Origin of the sequence: Phytoactinopolyspora alkaliphila (assembly GCF_010550695.1) — a bacterium.
Lineage (GTDB): Bacteria > Actinomycetota > Actinomycetes > Jiangellales > Jiangellaceae > Phytoactinopolyspora > Phytoactinopolyspora alkaliphila.
The window spans coordinates 1-20867 of record NZ_JAAGOB010000009.1 but is presented as its reverse complement, the minus strand read 5'-3'; the positions used below and the strand labels follow the sequence as shown (position 1 = coordinate 20867).

Here is a 20867-nt window from a genome sequence, read left to right as displayed (position 1 = left end):
TCTGGATCAAATACGCGTGTCCCGTACGCGGTGCACCCGTCGTGGTCCTCGTCCGTCTCGGCCGGGGTTTGGCGGTGGTCACCAGGGGCACCAGGCGCGGCGGCAACCGGCTGGCCGCGGACAAACCACGACGAGCGCACCTGCAGAGTTTGCAGGGGCATGAAGGAGGTAGGCGCGGCCATGGCCGTCGTCACCATGAAGCAGCTGCTCGAGAGCGGCGTGCATTTCGGGCATCAGACCCGGCGCTGGAACCCGAAGATGAAGCGGTTCATCTTCACCGAGCGCAATGGCATCTACATCATCGACCTGCAGCAGTCGCTGTCCTACATCGACCGCGCCTACGACTTCGTCAAGGAGACAGTGGCGCACGGCGGGACCGTGCTGTTCGTCGGCACCAAGAAGCAGGCCCAGGAAGCCGTGCGAGAGCAGGCCACCCGGGTGAACATGCCGTACGTGACCGAGCGCTGGCTCGGCGGCATGCTGACCAACTTCCAGACGGTCAACAAGCGGCTTCAGCGGCTCAAGGAGCTCGAGGAGCTCGATTTCGACGACGTCGCCGCGTCCGGGCTGACCAAGAAGGAACTGCTCATGCGCAAGCGTGAGAAGGACAAGCTGGAGCGCACCCTCGGCGGTGTGCGCAACATGGCCAAGGTTCCCAGCGCGGTCTGGATCGTCGACACCAAGAAGGAGCACCTCGCCGTCAACGAGGCGCGCAAGCTCGGCATCCCGGTCATCGCCATCCTGGACACCAACTGTGACCCGGACGAGGTCGACTACCCGATTCCGGGCAACGACGACGCCATCCGGGCGGTCAGTCTGCTGACTCGGGTGTTGGCCGACTCGGTGGCCGACGGCCTGATGACCCGTCAGGGTCAGCGCGGCGGCAGCGAAGGCACGGCCGACGTGGCCGCTGACGAGCCGTTGGCCGAGTGGGAGAAGGAGCTTCTCGTCGGCGACGAGAGCCCTGCTGCCGAGAGCCCCACCGCCGAGAGCCCCACCGCCGAGGGCGAAGCGGCCGAGGCCGCCAAGCCCGAGGACGAGGCAGCCGCGGGCGAGCCCGCTGCGCAGGCGTCGGACGAGACGCCGGCCGACTCCGAGCTGGCGCAGGCGAGTTCACAGGCGTAGAGAACTCGAACGGCAGCGGTGTTCCCGGCGGTGTCCGGGGCCCGCTGCCGTCGTACGTGAACAGAACAGCGGATACTGACATTGACCGCCGGCGTGATGCCGGCCGCGCCGGAGGCCCAGTCGTCTCTGACGCACCTGACGATCACACCATTGACGGAGAGAGAAGCATAGGGATGCCGAACTTCACTGCCGCGGACGTGAAGAAGCTCCGCGACGCCACGGGCGCGGGAATGATGGACGCGAAAAGGGCTCTCGAGGAGAGCGACGGCGACTTCGACGGTGCCGTTGAGGTCCTCCGGATCAAGGGCGCCGCGAAGGCAGCCAAGCGCAGCGCGGAGCGGACCACCGCCAACGGCCTGATCGCCGCTGAAGGTTCGGTCATGATCGAGCTGGCGTGTGAGACCGACTTCGTGGCGAAGAACGCCGACTTCCAGAAGCTCGCGGCCGAGATCGCCGCCGCGGCGGCTGCCGCGAAGCCGGCCGACGTGGCCGAGCTGTCCCAGAGCACCCTTCCGGACGGCCGGACCGTCGCCGACACGGTGGCGGCGGCTGCCGCCGTCATCGGCGAGAAGGTGGAGGTGCGTCAGGTCGTGTCGTTCGACGGGCCGGTCGCGACGTACCTGCACCGCCGCTCCGCCGACCTCCCCCCGCAGGTAGGTGTGCTGGTGGAGTACACGGGTGACGACGCCGACGCGGCTCGCGACGCCGCCATGCAGGTGGCCGCGATGCGCCCGCAGTACGCCTCCCGCGACGAGGTGCCCGAGGACGTCGTCGCCAACGAGCGTCGCATCGCCGAGGCGACCGCGCGCGAGGAGGGCAAGCCGGAGCAGGCACTGCCCAAGATCGTCGAGGGCCGGGTGAACGGCTTCTTCAAGGACACCGTCCTGGTGGACCAGCCGTCGGTGAAGGAGTCCAAGAAGACCGTCGGTGCGGCTCTCAAGGAGGCGGGCGTCACCGTCACCCGGTTCGCCCGGTTCGAGGTCGGCGCCTAACCAGGCATATCGCGGTGACCACCGGCGGGGCGTTCTCTCCCACGAGAGGCGGCTTGCCGGTGGTCACCGCCACATCTGGCGCAGGGACGAATGAGAGGCTGGCACCATGACCGAGACGAGACAGAGCGTGCCGGCCGGTTCCGGCCTGATTGAAGCGCCCAGTGCACAGGATCCGGTGTCGCGGGTGCCACACGGCCATCGCGTGCTGCTCAAGCTCTCGGGTGAGATGTTCGGCGGCGGCAAGGTCGGCGTCGACCCCGACGTGGTCAAGGGCATCGCCGCGCAGATCGCGGATGCGGTGGACGATGGTGTTCAGGTGGCGATCGTCGTCGGTGGCGGCAACTTCTTCCGCGGCGCGGAGTTGCAGAACAACGGCATGGACCGGGCCCGGGGCGACTACATGGGCATGCTCGGCACGGTGATGAATTGCCTGGCGCTGCAGGACTTCCTGGAGCAACGTGGCGTGGACACCAGAGTGCAGACGGCCATCACCATGGGGCAGGTGGCCGAGCCGTACATTCCGCGGCGCGCGGCGCGGCATCTGGAGAAGGGCCGGGTCGTCATCTTCGGCGCCGGCGCCGGCATGCCGTACTTCACGACCGACACCGTGGCCGCCCAGCGTGCGCTGGAAATCGGCTGCGACCGCCTCCTGATGGCCAAGAGCGGGGTGGACGGCGTCTACGAATCCGACCCCCGCAAGGATCCGACAGCGCGCAAGTACCTCACGGTCACGTACCGCGACGCTCTGCGCCTCGACGTGGCAGATCCGGCCGCGTTCAGCCTGTGCGCGGACAACGGTCTGCCCATCGTCGTCTTCGGGCTCGGAGAAAAGGATGGCATCGCCCGCGCCATTCGCGGCGAGAAGATCGGTACCATCGTCGCTGCCGGGGTGCATACTGTGGTCGCGGACGAGGCGACCGGCGAGACGGCCATCGACAGCTGAGGGCGCCGATACGGGACAATCGAGCAACCATCCCGTATCGCGGCCGCATACGAGCGTGACCAAGCAGCAAAGGAGCAGCGGTGATCGAGGAAACACTCTTCGAAGCCGAAGAGAAGATGGAGAAAGCCGTCTCGGTCGGTAGGGACGATTTCGCCACCATCCGCACGGGACGGGCTCACCCGTCTCTGTTCAACAAGATCGTCGTCGACTATTACGGTGCGCCGACGCCGATCAATCAGCTCGCGTCGTTTCACGTGGCAGACGCCCGCATGATCACCCTGCATCCCTACGACAAGTCGTCGCTGGCCGCGATCGAGCGCGCCATCCGGGACTCCGACCTCGGTGTGAACCCGTCCAACGACGGTCAGATCATCCGCGTCGTCCTGCCTCAGCTGACCGAAGAGCGACGGCGCGAGTACATCAAGCTGGCCAGGGAGAAGGCGGAAGGCGTCCGGGTGTCGATCCGCAGCGTGCGCCGGCACGCGAAGGAGAGCCTCGAGAAGTTCGTCCACGACGGCGATGTCGGCGAGGACGAGGCGGCGCGCGCTGAGAAGCAGCTCGAAACGATGACGAAGACCTACGTCGACCAGGTGGACGAGCTGCTCAAGCATAAGGAAGCCGAGCTCCTTGAGGTCTGAGGCGACCTCCTTCGGCGCGGGGGCGTCGTGGGACGCAGAACGCCGGGCTGGTGTCCGGGAACGGATGACCGGAGCAGGGCACTAGGCAGTGACCGACAAGCCGACCGACCCCGAGGAGGGGTCGCGACCGTCGCCTGACGCCGGGGCGCACGGAGCACGACGAGCCGGCCGGGATCTGCGCGCGGCCACCGCCGTGGGTGTGGGCCTCGGCGCTATCGTGGTCAGCACCCTGTTCCTGTATCCGCCCGCGTTCGCGGCTCTTGTCCTGGTGGTCATGGTCGTCGCGGTGTGGGAACTGGCGCAGGCGTTCGCCACTCGGGGCATCGCGGTGCCTCTGGTTCCCGCCCTGCTGGGGTCCGTGATCATGCTGGTGGGTGCGTTCGTGGCGGGCACGGCACCGCTGGTGGTGGGGCTTGCCCTGACTGTCGCGGCGATCTTGGTGTGGCGGCTGGGTGATCACTCCGCCGGTTACGTACGCGACGTCACCGCCGGCGTGTTCTCCGTGGTGTACATCCCCTTCCTTGCCGGCTTCGCGATGCTGATGGCCCGAGCGGACGACGGGCATTGGCAGGTCTTCACGCTGCTGGCCGTGGTGGTCGCCTCCGACACCGGCGGATACTTCACCGGTGTCCTGTTCGGCAAGCATCCGATGGCCAGGACGGTGAGTCCGAAGAAGACCTGGGAGGGCTTCTCCGGTTCGCTGCTCCTCGGTGTCGGTGCCGGGATCGCGGTGGCGGTGCTGGCGATGGACGCACCATGGTGGTCGGGGGTGCTCCTCGGCGTCGTCGGCGTGATCGGCGCCACCACCGGTGACCTCGGCGAGTCGATGATCAAGCGCGATCTCGGGATCAAGGACATGAGTTCCCTGTTGCCCGGCCACGGCGGGATCATGGACCGGCTCGACTCGCTGCTCCCCACCGCTCCGCTGGTGTGGCTGGTGCTCACCTATGTCACCTGATCGTCGATGTGTCATCTGATCAGCTCCTTCGTCGCGATCAGATGACGTGTGCCGCCCTGGCGCCGCGACTTCGTCACCTGATCCCGTCTCAGTATGTGAACCGATGTGGATCAGATGGTCAAGGACCGCCCAGACGCGCAGTTTCGTCACCTGATCATCTCCCATGAGGCGCCGCCGATGATCAGACGACATATCGACGATCAGGTGGCAAAGCAGGGGCCGGACGGCCGAATGGCGATCAGGCGTCAACGTGGGACAATTGCACCTGCGGACCCGTTCCAGACCAGAGGAATCCATGCCCAAGCCAGGGGAACTACAGCTCACGCCGGTGCGTCGTGGCAAGCCGCCGCGCCACTTGGCCGACCTCGACGTCGACGGACGCCGGGCATTGGTGACCGAGCTGGGTGAGCCGGCGTTCCGCGCGGATCAGTTGTCTCGGCACTATTTCTCCAGATTCATCTCCGATCCCGAGCAGATGACCGATCTGCCCGCGTCGGTCCGCGGTGCGCTAGGGCAGGCCGTCCTGCCGTCTCTCGTCGCCTCGGTCCGGCACATGGAGACCGACAGCGGAACCACGCGCAAGACGCTGTGGCGGCTGTATGACGGCGCGCTCGTGGAGAGCGTGCTGATGCGCTACACCGGGAAGCGTGACCGGGTCACCATCTGCGTGTCCAGCCAGGCCGGCTGCGGGATGAACTGCCCGTTCTGCGCCACCGGGCAGCAGGGCCTGACCCGGAACATGTCCACTGCGGAGATCGTCGAGCAGGTCGTTGCCGGCGCCAGGATGCTGGCCGCGGGTGAGATCGCGGGCGGCCCGGGGCGGATCACCAACGTGGTGTTCATGGGCATGGGCGAGCCGATGGCCAACTACAAGTCCGTCGTGTCGGCGGTTCGGCGCCTGACCGACCCGGCACCGGCGGGCCTGGGCATCGGCCAGCGCGGCGTTACCGTCTCCACCGTAGGCCTGGTCAGCGCGATCGACCGGCTGAGTGAGGAAGATCTGTCGGTCACCCTGGCGCTGTCTCTGCACGCTCCCGACGACGAGCTGCGCGACGAGCTGGTCCCGATCAACACGCGGTGGAAGGTGGCCGAGGCGCTCGATGCCGCCCGGCGATACTTCGACCGGACCGGGCGCCGGGTGTCGATCGAGTACGCGCTGATCCGTGACATCAACGACCAGGCATGGCGGGCCGACCTGCTCGGCCGGCTGCTGACGGATCGCGGCCAGGGATGGGTGCACGTGAACCCGATCCCATTGAACCCGACGCCGGGGTCGAAGTGGACAGCGTCCGACCCTGAGGTAGAGCGCACGTTCGTCGCGACCCTGGAGGCACACGGCATTCCGGTGACGGTACGCGACACGCGCGGGAGTGACATCGACGGGGCCTGCGGGCAGTTGGCGACGGCGAACGCTTAAGATGCCTTCCAGTTCGGTGCGAGTCCGTACGGTGGTCGCTGCCTCGGCACCTGTCAATACAGGTGTGACACGGGTGTCAGCGAGGGTGGCGATGGCCGTCGGGAGATGTTCTAGACTACGTTCTGCTTGGAGTGGCCGGTCACGGGGGATTCGGTTGTCCGGCGGCGAGTGGTTGCGCTCGCCGCAGTCATGCGCCCGTGGGCGGCCGTTCTTGTTCCTGAGGAGTGTGACGACGCAGTGGCTGTGAGTCGCGAACCTGAATTTCGCACGGTTCGGATGCGCGAGGGCTATGACCTCGACGCGGTCGATGACTTTGTGGATCAGGTCATCGATGCCCTCGACGGGCGGCCGGGTGGGAAGGGCATCACCCCCGACCGGATCGAGTCCGAGGAGTTCAAGGTCGTGCGCATGCGCGAGGGCTACTCCATGGACGACGTCGACGACTGGCTTGACGCCGCGGCCGCGGAGCTTCGCAAGCGGCAGCAGGCCGCCGCTCAGCAGAACCTTCAGCAGCATCAGTACTCCTCGCCCGCGCCCCATCATCCTGCCCAGATGACGCAGGAGCACGGCGGCTGGGGCACTACCGACCATCCAGGGTTCGGTGCGGCGGCGGTACCGCCGGCGGCTCCGCCGGTGGCACCGGCGCCTCCCGTGTCGCCGGCGTACCCCCCGGCGTATCCGGACCCCGCCGGCGACCCACTGACCGACTCGGCGGTGAACGAGCTCGATCCCGCGTTGCGCGCCCTCGATCCCACGTATACCCAGCCCTCGATGCAGCGGACCCATCAGCAGCCGGCCGTGAACGGCTACGAGACGGCGTCCGACGAGCCGTCGCTGTCCGATGTGCGCACCCCGTCCACCGGGCTACACCATGTGGAGATCTGGACCCGTGACATCGAGTCGTCCACTCGTTCGTTCGGCTGGCTGTTCGAGCGGCTCGGCTGGACGCTGTTCCAGGTGTGGGACAGCGGGCGTTCCTGGCAGTCGCCGGGGGGCGGGCCGTACGTGGTCATCGAACAGTCCCCGGACCTGTCGTGGACGCCGTATGACCGCAAGGCTCCGGGGCTCAATCACCTGGCTCTGGCTGTGCCGGAGCGGTGGATGGTGGATCGCATCGTCTCCGAGGCGCCCACGTACGGCTGGCGCCTGATGTTCGCCGACCGCCACCCCTATGCTGGCGGCCCGCACCACTACGCCGCCTACTTCGAGAACGACGAGGGTTTCGAGGTCGAGGTCGCTACACCCTGACCACGGCTTGTGCAGCTCGCTAAGTTCTGACGTGATGGCGAGACGCGCTTCCCGCCGGAAGTTTTTTCGCGCTACCCTCTGTGCGCCGCAATATCGCGTGGCGTACGGTAACCATCCATGAAGTTCTTGATCTCGGCCGACATGGAAGGCGCTACCGGCGTCACCTGGCCGGCGGACGTCGAACCCGGGACCGAAGAGTGGCAGCGGTGCCGCGCCATGTTCACCTCCGACGTCAATGCCGCCATCGCGGGGTTCTATGACGGCGGCGCGGTGGAGGTCCTGGTGAACGAGGCCCACGCCACCATGCGCAATCTTCTGCTGGAGCAGCTCGACGAACGCGCCGAGATGATCACCGGGCGGCACAAATCGCTCACCATGGTGGAGGGCGTGCAATCCGGAGACGTCGACGGGGCGGCCTTCGTCGGCTACCACGCGGGTGCCGGCATGCCGGGCGTGCTGGCCCACACCTATCTGGCCAATTCCATCACGGGTGTGTGGGTGAACGACGCGCCCGCCAGCGAGGGACGCCTGAATGCTCTGGTCGTGGCGGAATACGGAACGCCGGTTGTCCTGGTCACAGGCGACGATCGAGCCTGCGCTGACGCCGCGTCCTACGCTCCGGAGGCCCGTACGGTGGCCGTCAAGGACCACGTGTCGCGATACGCGGCGAGATGCCGTCCTCCGGCCCGGACGTTCGCCGACATCCGCGCAGCTGCGAAGGCCGCCACCTCGCTGGCGGCCCGGCATGATCCGGCCGACGAAGGGCCGTTCACCGTCGAGGTGGAGGTCGACGCCACCCAGCTCGCCGATCTGGCCTGCATGGTCCCCACCGTGGAGCTGGTGGGGCCCCGCCGGGTCCGGTACACGTCGGGCACCGCTTACGACATGATCCGCTGTTTTAAGGCCGTCACCACACTCATCTCCAATGCGATCGAACGGAACTATGGCTGACACCGACGGGACGAGCATGCACACCCAGCATCCGGAAGGGCCGGACGTTGTGACGCTGGCCAGCGAGCTGATTCGGATCGACACCACCAACCGCGGCGGCGGGGACGGCCAGGAGCGGCCGGCTGCGGAGTACGTCGCCGAGCGGCTAGCCGAGGCGGGAATCGAGTCCACGCTGGTGGAATCGGCGCCTGGGCGGGCCAACCTGGTCACCCGCGTGGCAGGCACCGAACCGGGGCTGCCGGGCCTGCTCGTCCACGGTCACCTGGACGTCGTCCCGGCCGATCCCACGGAGTGGAGCGTCGACCCCTTCTCCGGCGAGATTCGCGACGGCATGGTGTGGGGCCGCGGCGCGGTGGACATGAAGGACATGGTCGCGATGATGCTGACCGTCGCTCGCGGCTGGGGCTTCTCCGGCCGCCGCCCGCGCCGGGACGTCGTGTTCGCCTTCACCGCCGACGAGGAGGACACCGCCGCCTACGGCGCGGGCTGGCTGGCGGAGCACCGCCCGGAGCTGTTCGAGGGCTGCACCGAGGGGATCAGCGAGTCCGGCGGGTACACCTTTCACGCGAACGGCCGCAGGCTCTATCCGGTCGGTGCGGGCGAGCGCGGCACGGCCTGGCTGAAGCTGACCGCACACGGCACCGCGGGGCATGGCTCGAAGGTGAACCGGGACAACGCCGTCGGAGCTCTCGCGGCAGCGATCGCCCGGATCGACGCGTACGAGTGGCCGGTGCGATTGTCGCCCACCGTGCGGGCCGCGCTCGCGGGTATCGGACGTGCCCTGGACATCCCGGTCGATCTGGATGATCCCGAATTCGATGTCGACGCCCTTCTGGACCGGTTCGGCCCGGCGCGGCACCTGGTCGAGACCACCGTGCGCAACAGTGCCAATCCGACGATGCCGGAGGCCGGGTACAAGGTCAACGTGATCCCGGAGCTGGCCGCCGCGCGCGTCGACGGGCGGGTCGTGCCGGGTGCCAGGGAGGAGTTCGAGAAGACCATCGACATGCTGACCGGGCCTCGCGTCGACTGGGAGTACTACCACACGGAGATTCCGCTGTCGGCTCCTGTGGATTCGCCGACGTTCCTGGCGATGGCTGAAGCGCTGCGGGCGGAGGATCCGGATGCCGACGTCGTGCCCTACTGCATGGGCGGCGGAACGGATGCCAAGCAGTTCTCCCGGCTGGGTATCACCGGCTACGGGTTCGCCCCGTTGCTGCTTCCGCCGGATCTCGATCTCGCCCCCTTGGTGCATGGTGTCGACGAGCGGGTTCCGGTCGAAGGCCTGAGGTTCGGCGCGCGGGTGCTGGACCGCTTCCTGTCCACAGTGGGCTGAACGCCCGCCCTTGTCCGGCCGCGCTTCGACGGGACACGACAGGACCGGCGCGGGGGACACGCACCACGACGTGGCAACATCGCGCGAAACGATCAGCGAAAGGAACAGCCGGAGAATGGACGAGCAGAAGACCGCGCCGTACGGAGCCTGGCAATCCCCGATCGACGCCCGGATGGTGGCTCGTACTGCTGGCCGCCCCACCTGGGTCAGTCTGCACAAGTCGCAGCCGTGGTGGGCGGAGCCGATGCCCGCGGAGGGAGGGCGCATCGCGCTTCTTCGCCGGGTCGAGGGTTCCCCGCCGGCCGAGAGCGGCGAGGCGACGAGCCCGGCACAGCCTGTGGTGGCGCACGACGAGGTCGTGCTCCCACCGCCGTGGAACGTGCGCAGCCGGGTCCACGAGTACGGCGGCCGCGCGTACGTGCTGGTGCCTGGCGACCCAGGCCCCGTCGTCGTGTTCGCGGAGTTCTCTGATCAGCGGCTGTACCGATACCAGCCGGGAACGGACGAGACGCCGCGGCCACTGACCCCACAGCCGCAGCACCCCGCCGGCCTGCGCTACGTCGAGCCCGTGGTGGCTCCCGGTGGGCAGGAGGTGTGGTGCATCCGGGAGGAGCACACCGGCCCGGCGCCCACAGATGTCAGCCGGTCTATCGTGGCCGTGCCTGTCGACGGTTCCGCCGCCGACGACCCGGCGGGCGTCCAGGTACTCGTCGTCGATACTCATTTCCTGGCCTGCCCCCGGGTGGCACCCGACGGGCGCCGGCTGTCCTGGATCGGCTGGGACCACCCGTCGATGCCCTGGGACTCGACCGTCCTCCGGGTGGCGCGGATCGGTGAGGGCGGGACCGTCCACGCCCCGGTGACGGTCGCCGGAGGGCCGGACGTAGCCGTGGTCCAGGCCGAGTGGCAATCCGAGGACTCGCTTCTGTACGTGGCCGATCCGACCGGATGGTGGAACCTGCACCGGGTGAGTGTGGACGTGGAATCTGGCCCGAACGGTGAGCCGGTCAACCTGTGCCCGCTGGAGGAGGAGTTCGGCGGACCGTTGTGGCAACTGGGCATGCAATGGTTCGCCCCGCTCGCGCGCGGCCGGGTCGCCGTCATCCATGGCCGGGCCGCCACGCGCCTCAGCGTCCTCGACACGGTGTCCGGGGAACTCCTGCCGCTGGACGACGATCACACCGAGTGGGCACCTACGCTGTCCGCGGAGGGCTCTGCCGTCCTGGGCGTGGCCGGCGGTCCCGCCGACCCGTATCAGGTGATGATGGCCGCGACCGTGGGCCGCAAGACCCTGGCGCTCACCGATCCGCTCTACGACGGCCGCTCTTCGCCGCACACGGGCGAGTCACAGCTCGACGCGGTCGCGTTGTGGAAGGTCAGCGAGCAGTACTCGCCGGAACCGGAGGCTCGCATCTTCACCGGCGCACAGGGCCGGGAAGTGCACGCGAACGTCTACCGTCCGCGCAACGAGGCGTTCGCCGGACCGGCCGGCGAACTGCCTCCGTACGTGGTGTTCGTGCACGGCGGGCCGACGAGCCGCGTGCCCATGGTGCACGACCTTGAGGTCGCCTACTTCACCAGCCGGGGGATCGGCGTGGTGGAGGTCAACTACGGCGGCTCCACCGGCTTCGGCCGGGAGTACCGCAACCGGCTGCGGCACAGCTGGGGCGTCGTCGACGTCGAGGACTGTGTGGCCGTGGCCCGCGCTATGGCCGGGGAAGGCCTCGCCGACCCGGCCCGCCTGGCCATCCGTGGCGGCAGTGCGGGCGGCTGGACGTCGGCTGCTGCGCTGACCTTCGCGGATACATTCAGCTGTGGTGTCATCATGTACCCGATCCTGGATCTCAGCGGCTGGCGCACGGGAGAGACACATGATTTCGAGTCGCAGTATCTCGAGAGCCTTGTGGGGCCGTGGCCGGAGGCGGAACAGCGATACCGGGACCGATCGCCGATGAACGCACCGGATCGGGTCTCGGTGCCGTTCCTGCTGCTCCAGGGGCTTGAGGACGAGATCTGCCCGCCCGTCCAGGCTGAGCGGTACGTTCAGGCGATGCGGGGCCGGGGGGTCGCGCACGCTTACCTGACGTTCGAAGGAGAGCAGCACGGTTTCCGCCGGGACGAGACCATCGTCGCCGCACTGGAAGCGGAGCTCTCCTTGTACTCGCAGGTGTTCGGCTTCGACGCACCGGACGTGGCGCCCCTCGAACTCACGCGCTGACCTGGCGCGGAATCGCGGGTCGGCGAGCCGGTAGGTGGGGTGCCGTTCCGTGGCGGTGATGGTACGGTGGCGTGCCTGCCGCTGACGAGCTTAAACCGTGGTGACGACGCGCCGCGGTGGACCACACGACAGACTTCAGGATGAGCCGATGAACTTGCAACCGCTGACTAGGCCACGCCGACTTAGCCCCGGCGACCGTGTCGCTGTGGTGGCGCCGAGTGGGCCGGTCCCCAAGGACCGGCTCGACGCCGGCTGCGAGATCCTCCGCGGATGGGGACTGGAGGTGGTCCTGGCGCCACATGTCACCGGCCGCGACGAGCAGTTCGACTATCTCGCGGGCGACGACCAGTCGCGCGCCGCAGACCTGCAGGAGGCGTGGTGCGACCCGTCGGTCTCCGCGGTGTTGTGCGCCCGTGGCGGCTACGGCGCCCAGCGGATGCTGGATCTGGTCGACTGGTCGGCGATGGCGCAGGCCGAGCCGAAGGTCTTCGCCGGTTACAGTGACATCACCGCGCTGCACGAGGCGTTCGCGAACTGTCTCGGCGTGGCCACGCTGCACGCGCCGATGGTGGCGGTCGACGCCTTCATCGAGGACGCGGGGACCGCGGAGCATCTGCGGCGTACGCTCTTCGAGCCGGAGTCGGTGACCACCATCTCCTCGCCGGGCGCTCGGACCATCGCGGGCGCACACTCCGCGGGCTCGGGCGGGAAGGTCACCGGTGTGACGGTCGGCGGTTGCGTGAGCCTTCTCGCGGCGGAACTGGCCACGCCCACCGGGCGGCCCCACGTCACCGGCGGGATCCTCGTGCTGGAGGAGATCGGTGAGGACGCGTACCGGTTCGACCGCTACCTGACCCATATGCTGCGGACCGGGTGGCTGGACGGCGTAGCGGGCGTGGTGCTCGGCACGTGGACCGACTCCGATCCCCTGGACCACGTCGTCGTCGACCGATTCGCCGCCTTCGACGTTCCCATCGTCAGCGGCATGGAGTTCGGGCACGGTCCCAGCACACTGACCATTCCCCTCGGCGTCACCGCCACCATCGACGTTGAGGCCGCCACGCTCACTCTGGACGAACCAGCGCTGATCTGACGGGTCCGGCCACGTTGCCGGGAACAGCCAGGTGGTGAGACGACCCTATTGCGCCTAGGCTGGTGAGAAACGGGACCGGCCCATCCCCCTGGGGCCGGTCCCGCTTCCATGTCCGCCACCCGAGGTGCCGGGTGGCCTAGTGGTCGTCCAAGAGTGTTTTATCGGACAAACAGTTGCCGCCCATAGGGCCGAAAGTCCTTAGATGCGATGTCGTTCACTCACTGGCGGGTCACACGGATGGCACGAACGGCATGCTCAGCGGACCGGCAGCGGGTAATCCGAGTGCCGTGGCGAGATGCGCGAGTGTGCCCCACGGGTTCAGGGAGCTCGACGCCGCGGCCGGTGACTGGCTCGATTCGGCCGGTCGCAGACGTTCCAGGAACGGCACCTTGGGATACCCCTGCACGTCGGACAGGTCGTCCCGGTCCGGCAGCCGACCGCGGTCGCGCGCTATCCGGATAGCGGTGCTCAGCCCGCCGAGTTCATCGACCAGACCACGGTCCCGCGCGTCGGCCCCGGTCCAGATCCGGCCTCTGGCGACGTCGTCGACCGCCTCGCGGCTCAGTCCGCGGTCCTCGGCGACCTTGGCGGTGAAGTCGTCGTATACCCGGTCCATCCACCCGTTGAGGATCTCCCACTGCTCCTGAGTGAACGGCTCGTCGGCGGCGAACATACCTGCCTGTGCGCCGGTGCTCACGCTGCCCACCCGGATGCCGAGGCGCTCCAGCAGTCGCTTCGGGACGACCTTGCCGCCGACGACGCCGATCGAGCCGGTGATGGTCGCCGGCGATGCCACCACGACGTCCGCGCACATGGTGACGAAATAGCCGCCGGAGCCCGCGACGGAGCCCATCGAGGCGATCACCGGCTTCGTCCGGCGGGCGAGGAGGATCTCGCGGCGGATGGTGTCGGAGGCGACGTAGGACCCGCCGGGGCTGTCCACCCGGAAGACGATCGCCTTGACGTTCTTGTCGGCTGCGGCCGCCCGCAGGTTCGCGCTGAGCGTGTCTGCCCCGATCGAGCCCTCGCTGAAGGGGCTCGCCGAGCTGCGACCCACGGCGATGGGGCCTTTGCCGTAGATCACGGCGACGTTTCCGCGGCTGCGGTGCACGGGCAGCCGGAGAATCTGGGCCTTGCCCGCAGCGTGGTTGTACCTGCCGACGTAGCGCAGGCGCATCCGGCCGCCGAGACGCCGTGCCATCGCGGTGTACACCTCATCGCGGTAACCGACGTGATCCACCAGGCCGGCGTCGCGGGCGTCCGTGGCGCTCAGCGGTCCACCGTCGACGATGTTTCGCAGCCGGTCCGTCGACAGGCCGCGGGCCGCGGCGACGGCATCGAAGACCTGCTCGCCGGTGGACTCCACGATCCTAGTGAGCGCCTCGCGGTGCGCGTCGCTGAACTGAGAGCGTACAAACATGTCGGCAGCGTTCTTGTACTCGTGCCGCTGGCTCAGGTCCGGCTGGAGGCCGGCCCGGTCAAGCGCTTCGCGCAGAAAGACTGCTCGCGCGCTGTAGCCGGTGAGCCCGACGTCCCCGGACGGCTGTAGCCAGATCTCGTCGAAGGCGGTGGCGAGGTAGTAGCCGGTGGTGCCGGGACCGAGTTCGCCGAAGCTCCGCGCCCACGCCACGGCCGGCTTGCCGGACCGGCGGAAACCGGCGACGGCATCCCGGATCTCCTGGACCACGGCCGGCGGCTGCGTGCCGCCGTCGCACTGCGCTATCAGCCCAGCGACCTTCGGGTCTTTCGCGGCCCGGCGAAGACCTTCGATCAGGTCGCTGAGGTGGGTGCGGTTGCGGGCTCGCACGGCCGACAGCGGATCCTGCGGCGGACTGGTGATCAGGGGAGTGTTGAGCTCGAGTTCGAGCACGAGGGGAACGGCAGGCATGCGACCAGGGTATGACGAGCCGCGCGGTCCCGGCCCTGGAAGCGTCGGCGGGGGCCCGGGCCGCTGCTCACATGTCTATCCGGGTGCCGAAACCGAGTTCTGTGGCTCTTTGATACGCCACGGATGCCGCGGCGACGTCGAGGGCCGCGTAACCCGTGGACTTGAATACCGTGAGCTCGTCGCCGGTTCGCCCGGGATGATCCCCCGACAGCACGGAGCCGAGGAGGGCTGCGCGGTCAGGAGAGACGTCTTGCAGTTCATGGGCACCGGCCGGTGGAGCGTGCGACACGGCACCGGGCCACTCGACGTACAGCGTCCCTCCCGTCACCGTCGAGCGATCGAGTTCATGGCCCCTAGACCCGCCGACCGAGCTGATGTGCGCAGGTGAGCGCAGCCATGGGTGCCGCAGGACGGGATGGTCGGCGTCCGTGCAGCAGAAGACCACGTCCGCGCTGCACACCGCCTCCTGGATGGTGCGTGCGGTCGCGGTCCCGTACCGCTGCGCCAGGTGTGTCGCGGAGTCCTGCGAGCGGGACGCCACCACGATCTCGGCCGTGAGACCGAGGTGGTGAAGCAGTTCAAGCTGAGCGTGTGCCTGCACGCCCGCGCCGATGACGGCGATCCGGCCGACGGTGGACGGTGCGAGTTCCTGGAACGCGACGGTGGCACTGGCGGCGGTCCGGGCCGCGGTGACGGCCTCGCCGCTCATCAGGGCCAGCACGTGACCGTCGTTCTCATCGAACAGCGCGACGATTCCGTGATGAGTACTAGGGCCCGTGGGTCCGCCGGGGCGGAAGATGGCGACGAACTTGCCGGCGAGGCCGAGGCCGGCCACATATCCGGGCATGGCGCCGAGGATTCCGGCGGGGGCGATCGCGGCGATACGCGGAGGCGTCGAGGCCTCGTTCCGGCTGGTGGCGATCAATGCGGTTCGGACCGCGGGCAGCAATGCGTCCGGCGGCAGCGCTCGGCGTGTCTGATCATGGTCGAGAATCAGTGTGCTGCTCACGATGACCCCCCGTCTTGCGGTTTCTGGCTGATCGCGAGAGGAAGTCGTCTACCACGGTGTTCCATGCCACCGGATCCTCGAAGTACGTCGAATGGCTCAGATCGAGTTCCACCACGGTGGCCCTGTGCAGCCGGGAGGCGACGTCGCGGACGTGTGACGGCGTCATGACCGGGTCGCGAGAGCCACAGACGAACAGGGTCGGTATCTCGAAGTCGGTGAATGCCGCGGGTTCGTGGACCAAGTCCGCCAGCATCGTCGCGAACTCGGCGTCGGGCGGTCTGCGGCCGAAAGTGCTCAGGCTCTGATAGAGGTAGGCCCGGGCAGGGTCGGCGGCCGGCAACCGGTCGCCGATGGCGGGATGCACGCCTAGCGGCCGGGTACCGTGGGGCGCGCGGACGGGACCGGTGTCGACGTCCGGGCCGTGTACCGGTGGGATGCCGCCGGTGCTGCTGGACAAGACGAGTGAGCGGACGCGGCCCGGTGCGGCCAGCGCGGCGCCGAGCACCACCCAGCCGCCGAGCGACTGTCCTACCAGGTGGGCGGACTCGATACCCAGATGGTCCAGCAGTTCCAGCTGGTCGGAGACCGACGTCTCGGGGCCGGAGCGTCCGGACGCGTTCGACGAACGGCCGAAGCCTCGCTGATCCCAGGTGACCACCTGGAATCTCGAGGCGAAATGCGGGAGTTGCTGGAACCACACCACCGCGTTGCCCCCGAGTCCGTGCGCCAGCACGAGTGGCGGGCCGCTGCCAGCGGTCTCGAACCAGATCGACTCCGCGTCGGACGTCCGGAAATACCCCTCGGTTCTCTCGATCACCACCGGCCTCCCTTCTGCCCGCCTTGTTGATCATAGGCTTCGCCTGCGATCATCTGCAGTGCGCATCACAAGGTCAGGAGGCCGCCGTGAGTTCGTCGCCGGACCCGATCGCCCGGGTGGCCGTGATCAGCACCGGGTCGGTGCGGATGCGCCCGGAACACGTGGGACCCACCCGCAAACCGATGCCGCTCTGGCTGTTCACGTCGACGCGATGGACGGCGCCGCGGCCGGTCAGCGCGTTTGTGATCGAGCATCGTGACGGTGTGGTCCTGTTCGATACGGGACAGGACCGTACGTCGGTCACCGATCCGCGGTACTTCCCGGGCCGGCTCGACAGGCTGGTGAACTCCCGGATCGCTCGCTTCGACATCCCGCCGGACCAGACTCTCACCGCCGGGCTCATCCGCCTGGGCTATCGCCTCGGTGACGTGGAGACGGCGGTGATCTCCCACCTCCATCCCGATCACATCGGCGGGCTTCCACTTCTCGCCCATGCCAGCATCGTGGTGAGCCGCGATGAGTGGGCGGGTCTGGAGCGACGACGGCCGGAAGCTCGCGGGCTGTACCGGAAACACATCGACCTGCCGGGTCTGAGGTGGAACCGGATCGGCTACGAGCCACTCGCCGAGCCGCGGCTGGAGCCCTTCTCGCACGGTTACGACCTGTTCGGCGATCGCAGCGTCCTGCTGTTGCCCACGCTGGGACACACGCCGGGATCCCTGTCGATGCTTGTCCGGCGCCCGGGCAAGGCATCGCTTCTGCTCGTCGGCGATCTCACCTACGACGAGGCTTTGCTGGCGTCTGGCCAGCCCTCCGGCATGTGCGACAGGAAGCAGACCCGCGTCACGATGCAGCAGGTCAACAAGCTGCGTGCGGCCTTGCGGGACCTGGTGATCCTCCCGTCCCATGACCCCGGTGCGGCGGAGCGTCTGGCAGCCGCAATGTGATGCCAGTCACTAGCAACATGCTCAACCTGAAAGTTTGCTGAATGTGCATTGTGCGAGTGGCTGTCACGTCCTGTACCGTCTCATCTCGTGAGCACTGAGCAGGGCTTGCGTGAGCGCAAGAAGGCGGCCACCCGCAGGGCACTGGGTGAGGCGGCCATCAAGCTGGCAATGGAGCACGGCGTCGCTCACGTCACGGCGGAATCGATCGGCGCGCTGGCCGACGTCTCGCCTCGTACGTTTCACAATTACTTCTCAAGCAAGGAGGAGGCCATCGTCAGCGTCCTCACCGACCGGGGGCAGGAGATGGTCGAGGCGCTGCGTGCGAGACCAGCGGATGAACCGATCTGGGACTCGCTTCTGCACATCACCGTGGGAATGGCTGACGACGACGGACACATGAACGACGAGTTCGTCGCCCAGACGACGTTCATCCACGAGAACGCGGCCCTGCTCATGCAGGAACTCGGCGCGATGAAGGCCCTGGGCGAACGTCTCGCGGAGATCATCGCGGAACGCACGAGGACTGACGCACAGGACTTGTACCCGCGACTGCAGGCCAGCGCGGTGGCCGTGTGCATCGCCGCGGCCAAGGAAGCCTGGATCGCCAACCCGTCGGCCGGGCAGCTGGCCGATCACATCCGGCAGGCCTTCGCACTGATGCGAGCCGGTCTGCCACAGCCCGAGCACCCAGCACATTGACCCGCTGCGGCGGACCGGCGCGTCATGATCGCCGCTCCAAGCCGTCCAGCCAGATGACGCCGTTACCCGCACCACGTCTGCTCTCAGGCAGATCACAGCTACACCGTGGTCTTCTATGACTGACTTTATGGACTTGAGTGGAGTATCCCTGTGGCAACCTTCCTGTATCGGCTAGGCCGGTTCTCATACCGGCGACGTGGATTCGTCGCCCTGATCTGGCTCGCCATGTTCGTGCTGGCCGGCGTGGGGGCGTCGACCCTCGCCGACGACCCGTCCGATTCCTTCGAGATACCGGGTACCGAGTCCCAGCAGGCGTTCGATCTGCTGGCGGAGCGGTTCCCGGAAGCGCCGAGCGCTGACAACACCGCGGCGCGGATGGTGTTCGCCGCGCCGGAGGGGGAATCCCTCGCCGACCCGGAGAACCGGGCCGTCGTCGACGAAGCGATCTCGACGCTCAGCGGCGCCCCGCAGGTGGCCACGGTCACCGACCCGTTCGAGACGGGCACCGTGTCCGAGCCTGACAACCGCATCGCCTTCGCCGATGTCGACTACTCGGTGCAGTGGGGCGACTTGAGCGAAGAGGCCAAGGACGCGTTGTTCGACGCCGCGCAAGAGGGCCGGGACGCCGGGCTGACCGTCGAACTGAGCGGCGAGGCGGTCGAGGAGTGGGATGCCGAGGCCGGCAGTGAGCTGATCGGCCTCGGAGTGGCGGCCGTGGTGCTGATCATCACATTCGGCTCACTCGTGGCCGCCGGGCTGCCGCTGCTCAATGCGATCGTCGGGGTCGGCATCGCCATCTCGGCCATCACCGCGGCCACCGGCTTCCTCGACATCGGCAGCGACACCTCCGTGCTGGCGATGATGCTGGGGCTGGCCGTGGCCATCGACTACGCCCTGTTCATCGTCTCTCGCTATCGGCACGAGCTGGCTATCGGCCGCGAAGGAAGCGAGGCGGCGGGCCGGGCACTCGGCACCGCGGGCTCGGCGGTGGTGTTCGCCGGTCTGACGGTCATGATCGCCCTGTCCGGCCTCGGCATCGTCGGAATTCCAATGCTCACCGAGATGGGCCTCGCCGCGGCGTTCGCGGTGGGTATCGCTGTGCTGATCGCCCTGACGTTCCTGCCGGCCTTGCTGGGCTTCGCCAAGCACCGGGTCATCGGCGGCCGGATCCCCGGGCTGAAGGCCCGCGACCCCGAGGCCGACGACGCCGATGGCAAGCCGAGCCTCGGCAAGCGCTGGGTCGGCTTGGTCACCCGCCGGCCCAAGACCGTGGTGCTTGTCGCTGTGGTCGGGATGCTGGGGCTGGCCGCGCCCGTGCTGGACTTGCGACTCGGCCTGCCGGGTGAGGAGTCGATGTCGGAGGACACCACTCAGCGCAAGGCGTACGACCTCGTCTCCGAAGGCTTCGGCGAAGGGTTCAACAGCCAGCTGATGGTCGTCGTCGACGCCGCCGGCACAGAGAACCCGCAAGGCGCGTTCGACGGAGCGGTCGCGGAGATCGAGGCACTCGACGACGTCGTCATGGTGTCGCCGCCCATGCCCAACGCCGCCGGCGACACTGCCATCATCAGCGTGATCCCGCAGAGCGGACCGTCAAGCGCGGAGACCGAAGAGCTTGTCGACGCCATCCGTGATGCCAGCGGCGGGCTGGAGGCCGGTACCGGGGCGACCATGGTGGTGACCGGCAACACGGCCATCGTGATCGACTTCTCCGAGAAGATGTCCGAGGCGATGGCCCCGTACCTCGGAGTCGTGGTCGGACTGTCCTTCATCCTCCTGCTGCTGGTGTTCCGATCGATCCTGGTCCCGCTCAAGGCGGCGCTCGGCTTCCTGGTCACCATGGGTGCGACCTTCGGGCTGATCGTAGCGATCTTCCAATGGGGCTGGTTCGCCAGCCTGCTGGGAATCGACCAGACGGGGCCGATCATCAGCATGCTGCCGATCTTCCTGATCGGCGTGGTGTTCGGCTTGGCGATGGACTACGAGGTCTTCCTGGTCACCCGGATGCGGGAAGAGTATGTGCACGGCGCTTCGCCCACGGCTGCCGTGGTCACCGGTTTCCAGCACGGTAGCCGGGTGGTCACCGCGGCGGCGATCATCATGATCAGCGTCTTCGGCGCCTTCGTGCTCGGTGGCGAGGACTTCATCATGCAGGTTGGGCTCGCGCTCGCCGTCGCGGTGGCGTTCGACGCGTTCGTCGTCCGGATGACCATCGTGCCCGCGATCCTGACGCTGCTCGGCCACCGGGCCTGGTGGCTGCCGCGCTGGCTGGACCGGATCCTGCCCAACGTCGACGTCGAGGGCGAGAAGCTCCGCACGGCGCTGGACAAGAAGCCCGAGGACCGCGAGCCTGTGGCCGTCGGCAGCTGAGAAGATCTCCCACGCTCGACACGGGACGGCCGGTGACTGATGTCGCCGGCCGTCCCCTAAATGATCATGTAAACCATGTTTTCTCGTGCTTCACCATGGGCGGATTCAAGTGGTGAGTGCAACACCGGGTGGATTGAATGGTTCTGAGAGTAGCTTGTTGAGTGCTTCGGCTGGGGTTTTCCAGCTCAGGGTTTTGCGGGGTCGGTTGTTCAGTTCGG

17 protein-coding genes are annotated in these 20867 nt (G+C 68.0%); 14 read left to right on the top strand and 3 right to left on the bottom strand.

Annotated features, from left to right (window positions below; translation table 11 throughout):
• Positions 1-180: 180 nt before the first annotated feature.
• From rpsB to G1H11_RS16660, 11 genes are all read left to right on the top strand, one after another.
• Complete coding sequence (gene rpsB / locus G1H11_RS16710; RefSeq protein WP_163819914.1) at positions 181-1125, top strand: 30S ribosomal protein S2; 945 nt, start codon at positions 181-183, stop codon at positions 1123-1125.
• 173 nt (positions 1126-1298) lie between these two features.
• Positions 1299-2117: a translation elongation factor Ts gene (gene tsf / locus G1H11_RS16705; protein WP_163819742.1), complete on the top strand. Its 819-nt coding sequence runs from the start codon at positions 1299-1301 to the stop codon at positions 2115-2117.
• A 106-nt stretch (positions 2118-2223) separates the two neighbouring features.
• A complete protein-coding gene (pyrH, locus tag G1H11_RS16700) occupies positions 2224-3060 on the top strand; it encodes a UMP kinase (protein ID WP_163819741.1) in 837 nt (278 codons plus the stop codon).
• Positions 3061-3140: 80 nt separating this feature from the next.
• Positions 3141-3698, top strand: a complete 558-nt coding sequence (gene frr / locus G1H11_RS16695) for a ribosome recycling factor (protein ID WP_163819740.1) — start codon at positions 3141-3143, stop codon at positions 3696-3698.
• An 88-nt stretch (positions 3699-3786) separates the two neighbouring features.
• Positions 3787-4656 carry a phosphatidate cytidylyltransferase gene (locus G1H11_RS16690; RefSeq protein WP_163819739.1) on the top strand — a complete coding sequence of 290 codons (870 nt, stop codon included), beginning with the start codon at positions 3787-3789 and terminating at the stop codon, positions 4654-4656.
• Between the two features lie 295 nt (positions 4657-4951).
• Positions 4952-6073: a dual-specificity RNA methyltransferase RlmN gene (gene rlmN / locus G1H11_RS16685; RefSeq protein WP_163819738.1), complete on the top strand. Its 1122-nt coding sequence runs from the start codon at positions 4952-4954 to the stop codon at positions 6071-6073.
• A gap of 189 nt (positions 6074-6262) precedes the next feature.
• The gene (locus G1H11_RS16680; protein WP_281352424.1) at positions 6263-7321 is read left to right on the top strand and encodes a DivIVA domain-containing protein; all 1059 of its coding nucleotides are present in this window, start codon (positions 6263-6265) and stop codon (positions 7319-7321) included.
• A 117-nt stretch (positions 7322-7438) separates the two neighbouring features.
• Positions 7439-8272, top strand: coding sequence for a M55 family metallopeptidase (locus G1H11_RS16675; RefSeq protein WP_163819736.1), 834 nt, complete (start codon positions 7439-7441; stop codon positions 8270-8272).
• The gene (locus G1H11_RS16670) at positions 8265-9608 is read left to right on the top strand and encodes a M20/M25/M40 family metallo-hydrolase (RefSeq protein WP_163819735.1); all 1344 of its coding nucleotides are present in this window, start codon (positions 8265-8267) and stop codon (positions 9606-9608) included. Before G1H11_RS16675 ends, G1H11_RS16670 begins: the two co-directional genes overlap by 8 nt.
• A 115-nt stretch (positions 9609-9723) precedes the next feature.
• On the top strand, positions 9724-11826 hold the full coding sequence (locus G1H11_RS16665) for a prolyl oligopeptidase family serine peptidase (protein WP_163819734.1): 2103 nt from the start codon (positions 9724-9726) through the stop codon (positions 11824-11826).
• Between the two features lie 148 nt (positions 11827-11974).
• The gene (locus G1H11_RS16660; RefSeq protein ID WP_163819733.1) at positions 11975-12919 is read left to right on the top strand and encodes a S66 peptidase family protein; all 945 of its coding nucleotides are present in this window, start codon (positions 11975-11977) and stop codon (positions 12917-12919) included.
• Between the two features lie 229 nt (positions 12920-13148).
• Here the strand turns inward: G1H11_RS16660 and sppA are convergent, their stop codons facing one another.
• From sppA to G1H11_RS16645, 3 genes are all read right to left on the bottom strand, one after another.
• Entirely contained in the window at positions 13149-14807 is a 1659-nt protein-coding gene (gene sppA / locus G1H11_RS16655) for a signal peptide peptidase SppA (protein ID WP_163819732.1), read from the bottom strand.
• A gap of 67 nt (positions 14808-14874) precedes the next feature.
• Complete coding sequence (locus tag G1H11_RS16650) at positions 14875-15816, bottom strand: NAD(P)-binding domain-containing protein (protein ID WP_163819731.1); 942 nt, start codon at positions 15814-15816, stop codon at positions 14875-14877.
• Positions 15788-16633: an alpha/beta fold hydrolase gene (locus tag G1H11_RS16645; RefSeq protein ID WP_163819730.1), complete on the bottom strand. Its 846-nt coding sequence runs from the start codon at positions 16631-16633 to the stop codon at positions 15788-15790. The genes G1H11_RS16650 and G1H11_RS16645 overlap by 29 nt, the downstream gene beginning before the upstream one ends.
• Positions 16634-16719: 86 nt before the next feature.
• On the opposite strand from G1H11_RS16645, the gene G1H11_RS16640 reads away from it, so the two are divergent.
• The 3 genes from G1H11_RS16640 (at position 16720) to G1H11_RS16630 (ending at position 20649) form a co-directional block, all read left to right on the top strand.
• Positions 16720-17580, top strand: a complete 861-nt coding sequence (locus tag G1H11_RS16640) for an N-acyl homoserine lactonase family protein (protein WP_216843834.1) — start codon at positions 16720-16722, stop codon at positions 17578-17580.
• 87 nt (positions 17581-17667) lie between these two features.
• The gene (locus G1H11_RS16635) at positions 17668-18279 is read left to right on the top strand and encodes an acyl-CoA-like ligand-binding transcription factor (RefSeq protein WP_163819729.1); all 612 of its coding nucleotides are present in this window, start codon (positions 17668-17670) and stop codon (positions 18277-18279) included.
• A gap of 150 nt (positions 18280-18429) precedes the next feature.
• The gene (locus G1H11_RS16630) at positions 18430-20649 is read left to right on the top strand and encodes an MMPL family transporter (RefSeq protein ID WP_163819728.1); all 2220 of its coding nucleotides are present in this window, start codon (positions 18430-18432) and stop codon (positions 20647-20649) included.
• The last annotated feature ends 218 nt before the right edge of the window (positions 20650-20867 follow it).

Excerpts from the sequence above, each read along its gene's own strand:
- G1H11_RS16660 (WP_163819733.1), top strand. The coding sequence starts at position 11,975 with ATGAACTTGCAACCGCTGACTAGGCCACGCCGACTTAGCCCCGGCGAC.
- G1H11_RS16665 (WP_163819734.1), top strand. The coding sequence starts at position 9,724 with ATGGACGAGCAGAAGACCGCGCCGTACGGAGCCTGGCAATCCCCGATC.
- G1H11_RS16675 (WP_163819736.1), top strand. The coding sequence starts at position 7,439 with ATGAAGTTCTTGATCTCGGCCGACATGGAAGGCGCTACCGGCGTCACC.
- tsf (WP_163819742.1), top strand. The coding sequence starts at position 1,299 with ATGCCGAACTTCACTGCCGCGGACGTGAAGAAGCTCCGCGACGCCACG.
- G1H11_RS16670 (WP_163819735.1), top strand. The coding sequence starts at position 8,265 with ATGGCTGACACCGACGGGACGAGCATGCACACCCAGCATCCGGAAGGG.
- rlmN (WP_163819738.1), top strand. The coding sequence starts at position 4,952 with ATGCCCAAGCCAGGGGAACTACAGCTCACGCCGGTGCGTCGTGGCAAG.
- pyrH (WP_163819741.1), top strand. The coding sequence starts at position 2,224 with ATGACCGAGACGAGACAGAGCGTGCCGGCCGGTTCCGGCCTGATTGAA.
- G1H11_RS16680 (WP_281352424.1), top strand. The coding sequence starts at position 6,263 with ATGCGCCCGTGGGCGGCCGTTCTTGTTCCTGAGGAGTGTGACGACGCA.
- sppA (WP_163819732.1), bottom strand. The coding sequence starts at position 14,807 with ATGCCTGCCGTTCCCCTCGTGCTCGAACTCGAGCTCAACACTCCCCTG.
- rpsB (WP_163819914.1), top strand. The coding sequence starts at position 181 with ATGGCCGTCGTCACCATGAAGCAGCTGCTCGAGAGCGGCGTGCATTTC.